Source organism: Sphingomonas edaphi (assembly GCF_003583725.1).
Classification (GTDB): Bacteria; Pseudomonadota; Alphaproteobacteria; order Sphingomonadales; family Sphingomonadaceae; genus Sphingomicrobium; species Sphingomicrobium edaphi.
Genome location: NZ_QXTF01000001.1, coordinates 447,552 through 462,904, shown reverse-complemented (window position 1 = coordinate 462,904; position 15,353 = coordinate 447,552). Strand labels below are relative to the sequence as shown.

The following is a 15,353-nucleotide window of genomic DNA, read 5'->3' as shown; positions in this document are numbered from 1 at the left end:
AATATATGGGCTCCAAGCGCGCCATGCTGGGCAATGGCCTAGGCGAGGCGCTCGGGCGCTCGCTCGGCGAGGTCAATCGCGTGTTCGATTTGTTCACGGGCTCGGCCGCCGTCGCGTGGCACATCGGCCAACGCTACGACGCGACAGTGCTGGCGAGCGACCTCCAAGAATACTCAAGGGTTCTGGCCGCGGCGGTGATCGAGCGGACCGAGGCAGTGACTGATCGGGTCTGGGTCGACAGTTGGATAGAGCGAGCATCGGAGCGGCTGTTTGATCATGCGCAATGGGCCGAGATAGCCAAACTCCAAGAAAATCTGGGCAAAATCGGCGCTTCGGAAGCGGCGTCGAGCGCGCGCGACCAATATCTTGGAGACGGTTTTCCGCTGAGCAAGGCTTATGGCGGTTATTATTTCTCAATGTGGCAGGTCGCATGGCTGGATGCCTTGCGTGCAACCCTGCCCAGCCAGTCGGGTCTTCGCGACCTTGCCCTTGCGAGCATTATCCAGGCAGCTAGCCGCTGCGCGGCATCGCCTGGCCATACGGCCCAACCTTTCAAGCCGAACGAAAGCGCCGGTAAATTCCTGATCGAAGCTTGGCGGCGCGACTTGCCTTCCATTGTTCGCAGTCGGATCGACGATATCGCGCCGCGCCATGCAAAGCGCGAAGGGAAGGCCCATTGTATGGACGCAATCGAACTCGCCGACCGGGCCAAGCCGGGCGACCTTTGCTTCCTCGATCCGCCCTATTCAGGTGTCCACTACAGCCGTTTCTATCACGTCCTCGAGTCCATCGCACGCGGTGACGTGGGCGAGGTTTCGGGTTCGGGGCGTTATCCCAACCGGAGCGACCGCCCGGTCTCGGATTTCTCGATGTCCAGCAGGTCGAAGCGCGCCTTCGACGATCTGCTCGCGGTCTTGGCGCGGCGGAAGGTGGCAGTGATCATTACGTTTCCGGCGGGCTCTGCGTCGAATGGCCTCAGCGGCGAAGACGTCAAGGCGCTCGCTGCCGATCATTTCCGCATCGAGGAAGAGAAGGTCTCGTCGCGCTTCTCGACGCTCGGCGGAGATCTAAAGCACCGAGCGGCACGTCAGGACGCTGACGAGCTGATCCTGACCTTGTCGGCAAACGTGTAAGGCTCATTGCTCGCGCGAACAGTGGGTCCATTGAGGCCGCATGCAGCCGACTGAACGAATGGCTGAATTTCGGCGTCCTTGATCACGCAAATTCATGGCGATAGCGGCAAACCATGAGACCGTTCGGCTCGGGTCGCTTGGATTAACTTAGGAGTTGCGACGGCATGAAGATTCAGACGCAGCGGCAGATGATTGACCGGCTCATTCCGACCTTTCCGGCGATTGCGAGCGATTTTGAAGAATTCGGCGGCAAGTTACTCGACCATTTACTGCAAACGCCGCTCGAGCATTCGGGCGTGAACTACTTGGGACTGCCGGTCAGCAGCGTGCTCGACAGCACCAGCGACGATGGTGCTGTCGTCGCACAATATTCCTCCGAACGGGGTTATTTCGCCGCCGGCATGGACAAGGCCTATACCGACATCGACAAGGCGCTCAGTCGACGACCAAATGCGAGACGCATTCTGCTGATCGCCGCGGAAAGAAAGCGGCCGATTGCCGCCGACGATTTCAAGAAAAAGGTGCTCGCCGAGCCACGGATGAATGGCCGTTCCATCGGGATTTTGGGGGCGCAGACCATCGCGGGTCTGATAGTGCGCAAGCTCCTTTTCAACGATGCAGCTATCGAAGAGTTATCGCAATATCTCCCGGTTCTTGCGGAGCTGCGCGACGAAGCTGCGCGTGACCGGCTGTTTCCGACGCTACAGTCGCAGCATAGTCCAAGGCCCTTCATCAACGCCGAGATCAGCCAGCGCCTAGCCAGCAGCCCGTGCCTCATTCTGACGGGCATCGGTGGCAGTGGAAAGTCCGCCGCGGCAACCGCCTTCGGCGTCGAAAGCGTGCAGAATTATCATCTGAGGATTTGGCTCGAGCCCGAAGAATACAGGGGCGCGACCGCGCTACAGGGCATGCCGCTCGTTCGGGGCGGAGCCAAGAGGAACATCGCGAACTTGTTGAAGCGCCAGCGCTGCCTGCTGGTTATAGACGATCCATCACATGACATCGAGCAAGCGCAACTCGCGACCCTTTGCGGTCCGGGATCACACGTGTTGGTGACCGCGCGCGCGAGCCTTGCTGGAGAGTACCGCATGCCGGAGCTCACCCCGGAAGAGGGTCAGGCAGTCCTCAACGGATACCTCGAGGAGCCTTGCCCGCCGGAGATCTTTGCCAAGGTCTGGGCCACCGTCGGCGGCCATCCTTTGAGCTTGGCGCTGATGAATGCAGCCATTCGCAACGGGGCGACTTGGGAAGACCTCGCGCTCGATTGTCGCGAGGTTGGCCAGTTGGCGGATCCGCAGCAGCGGCTCGCTGACCGCTTGCTTGATCGCTACCGGAGCGTCCTCAGGGACGAGCTGTCGTTCTTCCGCTGGGCAGGACGGCCGGAGTCTGACTACCGTTTTGCGCGCGAAGCGATACTGCCCGCTGGAATCCGTAAGCTCAACGACCGTGCCCTTACCTCGTCGGACCGACCGACGGCCGTGCGTCTCCACGACGTCGTGTTCGCCAGCCTCTCTAGCCTCGATTGGTGGAGGGCGGATGAGGATAGTCGCTGGAACAACATGCTCGAGTGCTATCTAGCTAAGACGTGCGATCTTAATGACCTCAGCTTCCGGACCGCAGCACTTAGTTTGCGCGATCGCTTGTTTGCTCTCGTGAACAGTGGCGACCGGCGGCCCGCATACGTGCTCGCACTGCTCGAAGTCACTAGCCCTGAGAGCAGCGAGGAAATAGCCGTCGAAAACCCGGTTAACCGGGCGAAAGTGGTCTCGGCCGCCGGCCGGTCCGTCCATCCTCTGTTGATCCGCGAGATCATCGAGACCTTTGAATGGCAATATCTGCGCGCCAAGCATGACGGGAGCGATCAGGCTTCGGCCTACGTGAAGGAGGGGTTGGGGCTTTTCACAGACTTGCTCAGTCTGCCGGGACTCACGTCGCGGCAGCGATCGGAGGTCCGCCACCATTTCGGAAAGGCGCTGGCTTGGGCCGACCGGCACGAGGACGCTTGGCGCGAGTTTGAAGCCGTACTCGCCAGCGATGCGCCGCTCGACGCGTCGCGGCTCCAGCTAATGCGCGGCTACAAGAGAGAGGGCGAGAATGAGAAGGCGATCGCTCTTGGTGAGGAAGTCATCAGCGCCGCCGAAGCGCAGCCTAATAAGATATCGCCCTCGCTACTTCTTGCCGTGTTACAAGCCATCCCTTGGCGGGAAAAAGCTGCGCGTGAGCTAATCCTGAGACCGCGCCAGGATTTCATTGTCCGCACCATCATAGAAAATGCCAAGGCGGGCCTCGAGCAGGCCTACGGTACCTTGGCCGCTGTCGCGCGGTATTGGTCCCAAGAGTCTCCTGCAGTCCTCGAAGATGTTTTGCAGGCGGTACCGAGGCCGGACATTGCCCGGTTCGAGAGCGATGATGCGCGTGCTGAATTTGGCGACGTCATGTTCGAGTACGGCCGCAGCCTTGGCTCCGACGGGGGGGCTGCGTTGCAAGTGGCCTTAGACCTGTTCGAAAGCTCGGCAGGCCTTTCGCCGTTCCACGAGCAGCGGAAGGCGGAGCTTCTTATAGAGTTGGGTCGTGCTGGCGAAGCCGAACCAATCTTGAGGGCGCGAGGAGACTTGGAAACGAATTGCTGGATTCAGCGCCTAATAGCGCTCGCTCTTGCCCGCCAAGGTAGGCCCGTGGAAGCCTTGCATTGGATCGACCTTGCCTTGGACAACCAAGCTTGTTGCTCGCGCTTCCATGAGTTCTGGGAGCATCGGTTCGAGATTCGCGCGGCGCTTGGAGAGGGTGATGCGATGGACGATTTGCGCACGGCGGGCGCGCTTGCGCCATTAGGACCCATTAAAGATCGCTTGCTAGCCCGCGCCGCGATTTCTTCGAAGTGAATGCTTGTACTCCGAGGGGCATTAACGATCCCTCTGGGAAGGCGACAAAGGTTGAGATCAGCACGGTCCCGCTTACTAGTGGGGCGCTGCTCGGAAGCTGAATGTCGGCCACCGGTTGGTTGAGAGAGCGGTTCTGTTCAGCGCCGATCACAGTCGTTCCGAGCGATCTTGGACAGACCTGCGAGCAGGCAAACATTCAGATTTCGATCGCTGCTTTGCCACGGCGATCAACTCGCAGTCTCGCTCAAACGCGGCAGTCCGTGCTAAGCGCTCGATCCGCCCAAGGTAGGGATTGATAGAGCGCTCGAACCCTCTCGAACTGACCGTCGAAAGGCGGCAGGTCCGAAATTTCCAACCTGAGCGTTTCCCATTCTCTCGCCGCTCGCGTCTTGACCTCCGGGTCGTTAATTGACTCTTGGGTGGGCTCAATGTCGCGCGTCCGGCATTTTTCGATGAGTGTGGTCAGGATTTGGTGCCGGGCGGCCTCGTCGACGGGATTTGTCTCGAGAAGGAAGGCGATGTCATACACGTCTTGTCGCCTGTTCCGCTTTCGAATGGGCTGCTGAAGCAGGGCTCGGAATTTCTCGGCGATCAACTCTTCGACGGTGAACGCTTGCACGGCCACGGCGGCCCGCAGGAGATTGAGTTCCTGAAACGCATATACTTGGTCGCGGAAACTGATCTCGATGATGAGAATACGGCCGGCACGGCCCTCTGCCAGCGCCACCTCCTGCTTCGAGCCTCGATCTGCTGACCCTATCCGAAGCTCTAATGCGGGGAAGCCTGCATCTTCGAAGAGTTCGGGCCTTGGGCGTCGACGGACTCCCTGCACGCGGCAAAGCAGGTCCAAGTATCCCAATTTCCGAGCGGCGGCAGGCAAAGAAGCATCCAGCTCTTCTCGCAGCAGTTCGTCGAAGCCATCAGGGGGGACGGTCGCTGAAAAATCGACATCTCCCGTCACGCGCTTCGAGCCGAACGCGATCGCCATTAATGTCCCGCCCTTCAGGACCAGGCTCTGGTGCAGGGTCTCGGACAGTCCAATGGCGGCAAGCACGATCTCGGTGACTTGCCGGTCGCGATGTAACTGCGGGTCAGGGCGTGCAGCGTCGACCCAAGCTCGAATGTCAACATCGACGGTATCGGAAGGCTCAGTCGGTTCAGACATTAAGTGCGATCATCCATTTTTCAGAGAATCTACTGCCGTACGGCGACTTGGGGTCGAGCTTTCGCGAGCCACCCCGCTGAGCGCAAGCCATCCACTTTTCGACAGCCGGATTTGAGACGCCGAGCAATTCATCGAGGATGTAGCCCGCGCGAACCTTCAAAATTGGACTGTCGAACGCTTCAACTGCATTGATGATCTCGTCCATGTTATCTTCCGCATACCGGTGAAAGACATCCAGCACGTGATGGATGCCTCCGCAGAGATCGGCCTGGTCGAGCATGTCGACGAAGACCCTTCCAAGCGGGGCTATGCGGCTAGCGGTGCCAGCGATTGGTTCTGGCTTGGCTGGATGGCGTGTCTCGTGCAATACAACCTGCCTACGCCGCACTTCGGGTTTCAAACCGATACGCATCAGTTGCGGCAGCGTGGAGGGGTGCGGCTCGCAGCTGAAGTCTTCGCTCATCTTTACATCACGCAATGCGGTCCAGAGCGCACGCGCAGGGGTGGTCATGTGTAGTGCTTCAGGGGATCGGTCCGTTAGGCCGTATCTCTGCATGGCCGAGAGATGCGAAACGTACGCGAAGGGGTCCACTAGACAGATGGCCTCATCCGCCGGTGGCGCTGTGGCCGCTTGCACCACACGCCAGACGCCGGCATTGAAATCGTCGTCGGGCGCCAGGACCAAGCGCTTTTCAAGTGTGCGTATCATGGCTCGAACGTGTGATCGCGCCCAGATCGAAGGTACACGAATCACCTTTTCGCCGCCCAAGCTGGGCTCGTCGAGCAAGGGGCGCACCTTCAGATAGAGAGTGTATTCTGTGACGAGGGCCGTGCCTTGCTCCTCCAGCAGCTTCGCGATTGCGTGACTAAAATATAGCGACACAGCATTGAACTCCATACGTCCTAAGGACGTATGGAGTTCAATGCATGCGTTGTCAAGTCAATCTTTGGAGAGGTTACTCATTATGGAATCAGCATCACAGGCCCTACGTCCTAAGGACGTAGGGCCTGTGATGCAGTAAAAGCAAGTCTTTTTGGACAAAGACTGCATCGCCATGCCGGGCTGAGCGTTAGCGATATCGCGGCGAAGTCTGAAAATTTCGAAGGTAGCGGTATCGCAGCACACCACGGTGCTGGGATCCTAGCCTTTTACAAAGCGTAGTCGGCGCCTTGCTCAAGCGGATTATTGCCGAACATGATTCATCAAACACGGGCGCCAATCGGTGAACAGATAACAGCCCAAATTTGAATCTGTTAGGCGGCCATTCGCGAAACCAGGGCGAAGCGAGAACCATTCGCGGGATTCATTATACGGATGCAGCTAGCCGTTTACGACTTTTCAATCGTCGCCGCGTGAGTAGGATGACGAAGAGGGGGACGCGTTTTGTCTGCTGACAGTCTTGAGAGTGCATTCGAGGCATTCCGTGAGGAACTGGATTTTACGGTCGAAGCCTCCGGTGAAAGTCCGGCCGCCGCATTTTTCCGCATTTTCGCGGAAACGGCCGCCGAGAACGGCGATACAATTGATCTGATCCATACGCCGGTTCGGAGGGAGGGCCGGGGAGGCTATCAGGTAGATGGCGCAGCGTTCGATTCCGAACGAGGGGTCTTGTACCTCGCCATTTGCGACTTCCGTGGAATTGACACCCTAGAGACGATCAACAGCGCCGACATCGATGCACTTACCCAAAAGGTGCGCAGGTTTATCGAGTTTGCCGTAGCTCCGGGTAATCTGGAGGCTTTTCCAGCGCAATCTCCGGAGTTCGAAGCTGGCCATGCGCTCGCATTCCAGACAGCTTCAGTTCGCCGTATCCGCGTTATGGTATTTTCCAACGCGCGCCTGTCGACCCGAAGGCCGCCCGAGCCCGCTCCAGAAATTACCGGCCTGCCGGTAGTTTACAACTTTCTCGACTTCGCGCGATACGCCAGCATTGTAAGCTCGCGGGGCAGCCCTGAGCCGATCACTGTCGATCTGCAGTCACTTAGCGGAGCGCCGATCCCCTGTTTGCAGGCATTCGGTGCCGACGATGATTATCAGTCGTATTTGATCGCGCTGCCGGGGACCCTGCTCGCTGATATCTACGGACTCTACGGCGCAAGGCTGCTGGAGCAGAATGTCCGCACGTATCTCCAAGCTCGGACAAAAGTGAACAAGGGCATCCTGACAACCATCAAGGATGCTCCGCACATGTTTCTGGCCTACAATAATGGTCTTACGGCTACTGCGTCGCGCGTAGATACGGTCAGAACTGCAGATGGCTCGATAGCGATTGCCTCGATTGATGACCTCCAGATCGTCAATGGCGGTCAGACCACGGCGTCTATTCTATATGCACGGGACCGGTCAGGGGCAGATCTTGAAGGCGTGTATGTCCAGATGAAGCTTTCGGTGGTGAAGCCGGAACTCATCGAGAAGATCGTGCCGCAAATCTCGCGGTTCGCTAATACTCAGAACAAGGTCAACGAAGCCGACTTCTTCGCCAGCCACAAGTTCCACGTGACAATGGAGCAGATTTCGAGGCGTCTTACGGCTCCGCCGCGACCCGGCGCTACGTCAGGTTCAAAGTGGTTCTATGAGCGGGCTCGGGGTCAGTATCGAGACGCGAGAGCCTACGGAACGCCGAAGCAGAGGCGCGACTTCGATCTGGAGTTTCCTGCTGCCCAGCTGATCGACAAAACAGATCTCGCGAAGTCCGAGCTGACATATGCGGGGTTGCCCCATGTGGTTTGCCAAGGAGCCCAGAAATGCTTCCTGCACTTTGCCGACAAGGTTGAAGGCGAATGGGCTACGTCGGAACTCAGCTTCAACGATGAATGGTACAAGGCGGCTGCCGCCAAGGTGCTGTTGTTCCGCTGGGTGGACCGTATGGTCGGTCAAGCGGATTGGTACCGTGAGGATAGAGGCTACAAGTCCCAGACAGTAGCCTACACGATTGCTTGGCTTGCCAGTAGGGCGAGAAAATCCGGGAAGGCCGGCCTCAACCTCCAGCTCATCTGGAACAGCCAGGACGTTCCCGAAGAGATTGCGGAGGCAATCCGCCAGCTCGCGCCCCAGATTTCGAAGGCAATCAAGGACACTCCTGAAACGGTCCGGAACGTCGGAGAGTATTGCAAGAAGCAGGCTTGCTGGAACCTCATCGACCGGATGACCTTCAACGTTCCGGAACTTCCTGAAGCCTTGTTACTGGACAAGGAGGAATCAAAAACCGCTGCGCGCGAGGGCAGGGCAGTCCGGCAAATCGACCGGGGAATTGAGCTCGAAACGCGCATCCTCGCCTTGATGCCCTATGCGCAGAAGCTGCATACGCAAGCCGATCGGATGCGTTTGCTGTCGCCGACATCCAGGTCGGCCCTTGCGAAACTGGGCTCAGGAAAATTTCCTCTGCCTCCCGGCGACACCAAGGCAATCGGCGACCTTCTCAAGCGGATGGCTGAGGAAGGATTTGACACTGCATCACTAGACGGCGGGTCCGCGAAGTCGGTCAGCCCGACAACCGACACGATCAAGCTGACGTCGACCGCCACCAAAGTGATCCGGATCTGACCGTGGGATGCGGATGCCCGAATGCGGCTGCGAGACGTCGATGACCGCCTTGCCGGTGGATGCCGCATGGACGGTGAGGGGAACCCAGCTCGACTTGGTTGTCGGGGAAGATCCGCTCGGTGTGTCCGCGGACGAAATCTATTCGATCTTGTTCGACGGCAATACAGCTGTCCGAGGGCGTGAGCTCAGGCTGGGATCGCGTCCGGAGGGTCTGTCATTTTCCCGCTATCCCGCAAGCCTTTCGGTCGAGGCATGTCTTCCGGATCCCTCGCAGGATGGCGGGCTTTCCTGCAAGGTACTGGCAAGGGCAGGCGATCACGAGGCTGAAGTTTCCCTCGAAGAATCCGCGCCGGACCACGTCGTGCTGGGAGGAAAATGGTATCCGCTGGCGTCAGGCGCGCTCGCGGATGCCGCAAGGGGTCTGGCCGCGTGCGGCATCTCGCAACCCGGCGCCATTTCCCTTCGACAATATCTTGAGTTGCGCAAGCACGCGGCCGAGTTGCCCGGCTTCGCCGACAACGTTCCTCTGGCCGACTCCAAGCCGGAGTTCGTGCCGCAGAGAGAGACATCGCAGCTCATATCTTTTCGTGGTGATCTTTATCCCTACCAGCATGATGGCTGGCAGTGGCTGACATACATCTGGAGCGAACGGCTCGGCGCGATCCTTGCGGACGAGATGGGTCTGGGGAAGACCATACAGCTAATTGCGCTGCTGGCAGCGCCTGAGCGCGACGAGGCGTCGCCGTCACTGGTGGTTGCTCCATCAACGTTGATGGAAAACTGGCGACGGGAGGTGGAGCGGTTTGCGCCCGGCCTGAAGACAGTCATCCATCAAGGCGCCCGGCGTACCGGCGATTATCGCGCACTGCTTCCCTTCGACCTGACCATCACCTCCTATGAAACGGTGGTCCGTGACAGCAGCATGTTCGAGATGATCGACTGGCGGACCGTCATCCTGGACGAGGCGCAGGCAATCAAGAACGCCGGGACGGCGCGAGCCCAGGCCGTCAAGGCGCTAAGACGCCGTTGCGGTATCGCCGTAACTGGCACGCCGGTTGAAAACAGCCTCACTGACCTCTGGTCATTATGCGATTTCGCTGTTCCGGGTTTGCTCGGCGACCAGCAGTCTTTTGAAGCTACCTATCCGAACGACCGCCTCGGCGCCGCTGCACTTGAGCCAATGACTTCACCCATCATGCTGCGGAGGCGAGTGGCGGAGGTTGCCAAGGATCTTCCCGAGCGGATTGATATCCCACAGGTCCTGCTGCTGTCCGATAGCGAGGCCGAGGAATATGAGAGGATCAGACTGGAGACGCTGGCTGAGTTCCCAGCTGCCGGCGCCCTGGTTGCTCTTACCCGGCTGAGGATGTTCTGCGCGCATCCAGGCTTACTCGACGATACGCCGATCGGCATCGAGGAGGGCTTGCAGTTCACAAAGACTCAGCGACTGTTCGAGATCGTAGACGAGGTGTTCAGCTCACGACAAAAGCTGCTCGTATTCACGTCTTACAACGAGATGGCCGACCTGATCGTAAGAATTGCCCGTGAACGGTACGGCGTGTTTGCCGATGTTATCAACGGCGCCACGCCAATCAGCGACCGCCAGGGTGTCGTTGACCGGTTCTCCGAGGAAGTCGGGCCTGCGATTCTGGCCCTTAATCCAAAGGCTGCAGGGGCGGGACTGAATATCACCGCCGCAACGCATGTCGTTCACTATAATCTCGAATGGAACCCGGCGGTTGAAGACCAGGCGTCGGCACGTTCCCATCGCCGGGGCCAGCAGCGTCCCGTGACCGTCCACCGCCTGTTCCTTGCGGACAGTGTGGAGGAGGTGGTGAACGACCGGATCGCGCGAAAACGAACTCTTTCGGAGACAGCGGTTGTCGGCGTTGACGGCAAGGCCGAGACCGTCGCGGATATCCAGCGCGCACTACAGCTCAGCCCGGTAGGAAGGACAAGAAAATGACCCATGCCATTTCGAAAGTCCTCAGTCCTAACGACACCGGGGAGACGGGCGCTCACCAAGCAGGAATTCTCGTTCCTAAAGATTCCGAAATACTCGGCTTCTTCCCTACTCTTCCGGCAGATGTAAAAAACCCTCGCATGCATCTCTACTTTCGAGATGACGAAGGGGCGCAGTGGGAATTTGCTTTCATTTACTACAACAACCGGTTTTTTGGCGGGACACGCAACGAGTACAGACTCACAAGGATGACGCCGTACATCAACGGAAATGGGCTGAAAGCAGGGGACGAACTCATCCTGGAACGTCATCCCGGCGGCGCCCGTACGGTTACATTCCGGCGAAGCCGGGCTCCGGTCGTGGAGGAGGGCGTCCTGCGGCTGGGATCCGGATGGAAGATCGTCGCCGCGTAGCGATAAGTTTGAAAGGGAGCAGCAATGGCAGTTGAATCGGTTGAGACACCGCCCGATCCGGAGCGGATGATCGAGGGCCTGCGGGACACTGGCTACAAGTTCAATACGGCAGTTGCCGATATCGTGGACAATTCAATCGCTGCGCGCGCGACGCTGGTCGACCTGCAAATCCTGATGGACCTCAGGAACAACATCCGTGTGTCCATTGCCGATGATGGCGAGGGCATGGACCGCGAGGGCCTCATCAACGCCATGACCTACGGGTCGCGGCGGCGTTCGGATCCCTCGAGTCTGGGCAAGTTCGGTCTCGGATTGAAGACGGCGTCCACCGCATTTTCTCGCCGTCTCAGTGTGGTGTCGCGGCCTGGCGACGTTCCCGCCCTGGAAGCGACATGGGATCTGAAGCATGTCGCTGAGCAGGGATGGAAGCTGCTTCTGTCCGACGAGCCGGACGCCGAGGCGCTTGAGCATCTGAACGAAGTAGCGCCGCACAAATCGGGTACGGTTGTGCTGTGGACGGACGTCGACCGCCTGATCAAGGACTATAGGATGCCCGGCGGCAGCGCGGCTCAGAATGCGCTGAACAAGGCCATTGGCGGCCTGCGCAGTCATCTCGCCATGGTGTTTCAGCGTTTCCTCGACAGCAACGACAAGCGGGCACGCGATGTCATCATTCGAGTCAACGGTGAGAAAGTTCTTCCTTGGGATCCCTTCTGCACCGAAGTGTCCGACAAGGTCGGTGACCACGAGCAGAAGGTTGAGATCGGCGAGGGGAAGGAGGCGAATTTCGCGTTGCGGGCCTACATCCTCCCAAGGAAAGAGGAGTTCCCGTCAGACGCGGCCCTGAAGCAGTCGCGGCTCGGCAATGATACCCAGGGTATCTACATCTACCGCGAGAACCGCCTCATCCAGGAGGCTACCTGGCTGGGCATGTATTCCAAGGAGCCGCATGGTTCGCTGCTGCGTGTCGAATTCTCCTTCACTCACGAGCTGGACGAAGTCTTCGACATCGATTTCAAGAAATCGCAGATCAGCCTCAACGAGGATCTTTGGCTATACATTCGGGACCGTTTCCTCACCGCGCCCCGTCGGGAGGCCAACAACCGTTATCGCCAGGGGAAGAGGAGCGAGGCTCGCAAGAAAGCGTCCGGCTATCATGACTCCTCGAACCGTAACATCGGATCCAAGGAAGGTGAGATCGGCGGGGCAAACGTAGACGTCCAAAATCCCAACACGGGGATGTCGCAGCTCACTAACCGGAACGGCACCTTCCGGATCAAGCTTAAGATTGGACATGCTCAAAAGCCGGGCGAGCTCTTCGTCCAGCCAGTCGATCAGCTCGACGACAACGCTTTATTCGAGCCGGCAATCATTGACGGCCATAAGGCCGTCCGCATCAATACGTCTCATCCCTATTACCACAAGGTCTATGTGCCGAATTTGGCCCAAGGGGTGACGGTTCAAGGCATGGACTCTCTCCTCTGGGGGCTATGCGTCGCCGAGCTCAGCACGATCAGTGACAGCACTGCCCAACATTTCGAAGAAATGCGCTTCGAAGTGTCCCGGATTCTTCGCAAGCTGGTAGAGGACCTGCCTGAACCGGATCTTGAGGATGTGGCGGCCTGATCACGGGCTGCTGGCGCAGCAGCTTGGTGATCATTTTGGAATAGCGTTGGAAGGCAGGCCACTGCCTTCCAAGGGCGGGTTTCCGGCATTCGAACTGTCACCGCTGAACTGCCCACCCGCCGACGCGTTCCGCATCGCGGTCCGGACACAATGGCGAAGCCTGCACCTCACCTTTCAGCCGGGTGCCTATGCAGGCGAACTGGTTCTGCAAATGGGCAGGGCCAGCCCCGAGCGCCGCGCTCTTTTCGTTCAGCTGGCAGGCAAGTGCGAAGCCGAACGGGCGCGCATATCGTTCTCCGTAAATGGTGCTGCTTTGCGTGTGGAAGCAGCGGAATCTTGGCCGGAGGAGTGGCGCCGCCTAGACCTCGCTCTTGAGAAATCACCTGCAACCGTCAACACCGAGAGCTTCGCGGATAACGATGGTGAGGTTTTCAGCTGGACCAGGCGGTTCACGGGATTGGTGCTGGCACTGGTGCCATTGGAAGAAGATGTTTCCGACGAAGATGAAGTCGGCGGCTATGAGGGACTGCCCGAGGGAGCTGCAATCAGAGTTGCAGTGAACCGGTACGAGCGGAGCCGCATCAACCGGGCAGCCTGCATCGAGTTACAGGGTTCCGTTTGCAAGGTCTGCAAATTCGACTTCGAGGAGGCATATGGCGACACGGGTCGCGGCTTCATCCAAGTGCATCATGTCACGCCAGTGTCGGAAATCGGGGAAGGGTATCGCATCAATCCCGCGAAAGACCTCGTTCCTCTGTGCGCGAACTGCCATTCGATGGTTCATCGCAGGACACCACCCTTCACCGTCGATGAGCTACGTGAAATAAGGTTTCGCGGGAAGCGGACGGGTCGGATCAGTGGCCTCTGATTTCGCCTTTCGGGCTATCACTCGTTAGCCAAGACGCGAGGCGAGCAGAAAGTCTCTCTGTCGATACTCGGGCAGGACCCTTCAGTGCACATTCCCAGACGTGCAGTTGGCGCCATCCCAAACGCTCTAGCTCCTCCGCTACCGTGGCGTCCCGGCTCCTGTTGCGCTCGATTTTTTCTCGCCAGAATTCCGTCCGGGTTGCTGGCAGACGGAACAACGCACAGTCATGCCCGTGCCAAAAGCAGCCATGGATATGGATGATTGCATTCCAGCGCCGGAGTACAAGATCAGGCTTCCCGGGCAGATCTGGAACATGCAACCGAAAACGAAATCCCGATGCGTGCAGTATACGCCTGACCACCAGTTCCGGCCGGGTGTTGCGCCCGCGAATGCCGGACATCATCCGGCTGCGTGTTTCTGATGATACTACGTCAACCAAAAGCCTGAACGGACTCTCCGTGCCTAGGGGCCGAAATGCCAAGAATTCTGTGAAGCGCCGGTTCCATATAGCGGGCAACGGTCTCTACGACCGGCACGACGACGGCATTCCCAAACTGGCGATATGCCTGCGTGTCCGAAACCGGGATGAGCCATTCGCGGTCACCCCCCTCGAATCCCATTAGGCGGGCACACTCCTTCGGCGTCAGCCTTCTCGGCCGACGCCCCTTCTGCTCGACCAGTATTTCGGATCCGTCCTTGAAATACCGGGCGGATAGGGTCCTCGCGACGTCTTTAGGGCCAACCAAGCCATATCCGAAGCCGTTTCCGGCCTTTTCGTGTTTCTCGCGATAGGCCTGAAGATAATCCCAGAGCTTCGTGCTTAGCGTATATTTGGAATCAACCTCGTTGTGGGACTGGAGGATGGCACCCATCTTCGGCCAATGCTCCTTCGGAGGTATCACATTGTCAAAACCGTCAAATGTGAAGCCGGCATCTTCTCTGAATCCGGCAATGAATATTCGTTCGCGCTTCTGCGGAACCCACGGCTCCGCACTGATCACTCGATGGCTAATCTTGTAGCCGAGATCGTCTTCAAGAGTTCGCCGGATGACTTCAAAGGTGCGTCCCTTGTCATGCCTTTGGAGGTGCTTGACGTTTTCAAGCAGGAACGCTGCCGGCCGGTGATGTCGGAGAATGCGTTCAATTTCGAAGAACAGGTTGCCCTGCTTCGCATCCTCGAAACCGTGCTTCCGTCCGAGCGAATTCTTTTTCGAAACGCCAGCCAGAGAAAAGGGCTGACACGGAAACCCTGCAAGTAGGACATCATGCCTCGGGATGCGGCCGGGGTCGGCCCCAAACGGAGTGATATCCCCGACCATCACGTGATCGTCCTGCTCGGGAAAGTTCCGGGAATACGTAACCTGTGCCCAACGGTCCCATTCGCTGGTGAAGACACACCGTCCCCCAATCGCCTCAAAGCCAAGCCGAAGGCCGCCAATGCCGGCGAACAGGTCAATAAATTCAAATTTCGGCTGGGCAGCAGAACGATTGCGCCTTGCAGCCAAATCGCGGAGTCGATCTCGGACCAGTTTTGGGACTTCACTTTCACCCGAAATGTACCGCCTGATTTGGCGTCCGGAGATGCCGAGTTCGTTTTCGGCTTCGTCCAAGCCAAGTCCTGACCGGCGCAACTCGGCATCAAAACCGCTCGTCAAATCGTGCATTGTTACCCCGCCGGTACTGGGAAGATTTCGGACATCCTGACCAGATCATTCCCAGTTGCGCAACGGGATCTCTCCAACAAAATCTGTGGATAAAA

At 58.5% G+C, this 15,353-nt stretch carries 11 protein-coding genes; 7 read left to right on the top strand and 4 right to left on the bottom strand.

Annotation, left to right across the window (positions count from 1 at the left end; all coding sequences use genetic code 11):
• Window positions 1-5 precede the first annotated feature (5 nt).
• Window positions 6-1,133 carry a DNA adenine methylase gene (locus tag D3M59_RS02350; RefSeq protein WP_119531231.1) on the top strand — a complete coding sequence of 376 codons (1,128 nt, stop codon included), beginning with the start codon at window positions 6-8 and terminating at the stop codon, window positions 1,131-1,133.
• A gap of 164 nt (window positions 1,134-1,297) precedes the next feature.
• Window positions 1,298-4,015 carry a hypothetical protein gene (locus tag D3M59_RS02345; protein WP_119531229.1) on the top strand — a complete coding sequence of 906 codons (2,718 nt, stop codon included), beginning with the start codon at window positions 1,298-1,300 and terminating at the stop codon, window positions 4,013-4,015.
• A gap of 244 nt (window positions 4,016-4,259) precedes the next feature.
• Here D3M59_RS02345 and D3M59_RS02340 read toward each other — a convergent pair whose 3' ends face one another.
• Together D3M59_RS02340 and D3M59_RS02335 are read right to left on the bottom strand one after the other, a co-directional pair.
• Window positions 4,260-5,180 carry a nucleotidyl transferase AbiEii/AbiGii toxin family protein gene (locus D3M59_RS02340; protein WP_119531227.1) on the bottom strand — a complete coding sequence of 307 codons (921 nt, stop codon included), beginning with the start codon at window positions 5,178-5,180 and terminating at the stop codon, window positions 4,260-4,262.
• On the bottom strand, window positions 5,173-6,078 hold the full coding sequence (locus tag D3M59_RS02335; protein ID WP_119531225.1) for a type IV toxin-antitoxin system AbiEi family antitoxin domain-containing protein: 906 nt from the start codon (window positions 6,076-6,078) through the stop codon (window positions 5,173-5,175). The genes D3M59_RS02340 and D3M59_RS02335 overlap by 8 nt, the downstream gene beginning before the upstream one ends.
• 486 nt (window positions 6,079-6,564) lie before the next feature.
• Between D3M59_RS02335 and D3M59_RS02330 the strand changes: the two genes are divergently transcribed.
• The 5 genes from D3M59_RS02330 to D3M59_RS02310 are packed head-to-tail and all read left to right on the top strand — an operon-like array spanning window position 6,565 to window position 13,594.
• The gene (locus tag D3M59_RS02330) at window positions 6,565-8,724 is read left to right on the top strand and encodes an AIPR family protein (RefSeq protein WP_119531223.1); all 2,160 of its coding nucleotides are present in this window, start codon (window positions 6,565-6,567) and stop codon (window positions 8,722-8,724) included.
• 40 nt (window positions 8,725-8,764) lie between these two features.
• Entirely contained in the window at window positions 8,765-10,690 is a 1,926-nt protein-coding gene (locus tag D3M59_RS02325; RefSeq protein ID WP_158581925.1) for a DEAD/DEAH box helicase, read from the top strand.
• Entirely contained in the window at window positions 10,687-11,100 is a 414-nt protein-coding gene (locus D3M59_RS02320) for an EcoRII N-terminal effector-binding domain-containing protein (RefSeq protein WP_119531219.1), read from the top strand. Before D3M59_RS02325 ends, D3M59_RS02320 begins: the two co-directional genes overlap by 4 nt.
• 24 nt (window positions 11,101-11,124) lie before the next feature.
• Window positions 11,125-12,726 carry an ATP-binding protein gene (locus tag D3M59_RS02315; protein ID WP_119531217.1) on the top strand — a complete coding sequence of 534 codons (1,602 nt, stop codon included), beginning with the start codon at window positions 11,125-11,127 and terminating at the stop codon, window positions 12,724-12,726.
• Entirely contained in the window at window positions 12,713-13,594 is an 882-nt protein-coding gene (locus tag D3M59_RS02310; protein ID WP_119531215.1) for an HNH endonuclease, read from the top strand. The genes D3M59_RS02315 and D3M59_RS02310 overlap by 14 nt, the downstream gene beginning before the upstream one ends.
• On the opposite strand, the gene D3M59_RS02305 is transcribed toward D3M59_RS02310, so the two are convergent.
• The gene (locus D3M59_RS02305; protein ID WP_119531213.1) at window positions 13,581-14,033 is read right to left on the bottom strand and encodes a very short patch repair endonuclease; all 453 of its coding nucleotides are present in this window, start codon (window positions 14,031-14,033) and stop codon (window positions 13,581-13,583) included. The genes D3M59_RS02310 and D3M59_RS02305 overlap by 14 nt on opposite strands.
• On the bottom strand, window positions 14,026-15,258 hold the full coding sequence (dcm, locus tag D3M59_RS02300; protein ID WP_119531211.1) for a DNA (cytosine-5-)-methyltransferase: 1,233 nt from the start codon (window positions 15,256-15,258) through the stop codon (window positions 14,026-14,028). Before dcm ends, D3M59_RS02305 begins: the two co-directional genes overlap by 8 nt.
• Window positions 15,259-15,353 lie beyond the last annotated feature (95 nt).

Coding starts and splice junctions, on each gene's coding strand:
- D3M59_RS02350 (WP_119531231.1), top strand. CDS start 6: ATGGGCTCCAAGCGCGCCATGCTGGGCAATGGCCTAGGCGAGGCGCTC.
- D3M59_RS02345 (WP_119531229.1), top strand. CDS start 1,298: ATGAAGATTCAGACGCAGCGGCAGATGATTGACCGGCTCATTCCGACC.
- D3M59_RS02340 (WP_119531227.1), bottom strand. CDS start 5,180: ATGTCTGAACCGACTGAGCCTTCCGATACCGTCGATGTTGACATTCGA.
- D3M59_RS02335 (WP_119531225.1), bottom strand. CDS start 6,078: ATGGAGTTCAATGCTGTGTCGCTATATTTTAGTCACGCAATCGCGAAG.
- D3M59_RS02325 (WP_158581925.1), top strand. CDS start 8,765: ATGACCGCCTTGCCGGTGGATGCCGCATGGACGGTGAGGGGAACCCAG.
- D3M59_RS02320 (WP_119531219.1), top strand. CDS start 10,687: ATGACCCATGCCATTTCGAAAGTCCTCAGTCCTAACGACACCGGGGAG.
- D3M59_RS02315 (WP_119531217.1), top strand. CDS start 11,125: ATGGCAGTTGAATCGGTTGAGACACCGCCCGATCCGGAGCGGATGATC.
- D3M59_RS02310 (WP_119531215.1), top strand. CDS start 12,713: ATGTGGCGGCCTGATCACGGGCTGCTGGCGCAGCAGCTTGGTGATCAT.
- dcm (WP_119531211.1), bottom strand. CDS start 15,258: ATGCACGATTTGACGAGCGGTTTTGATGCCGAGTTGCGCCGGTCAGGA.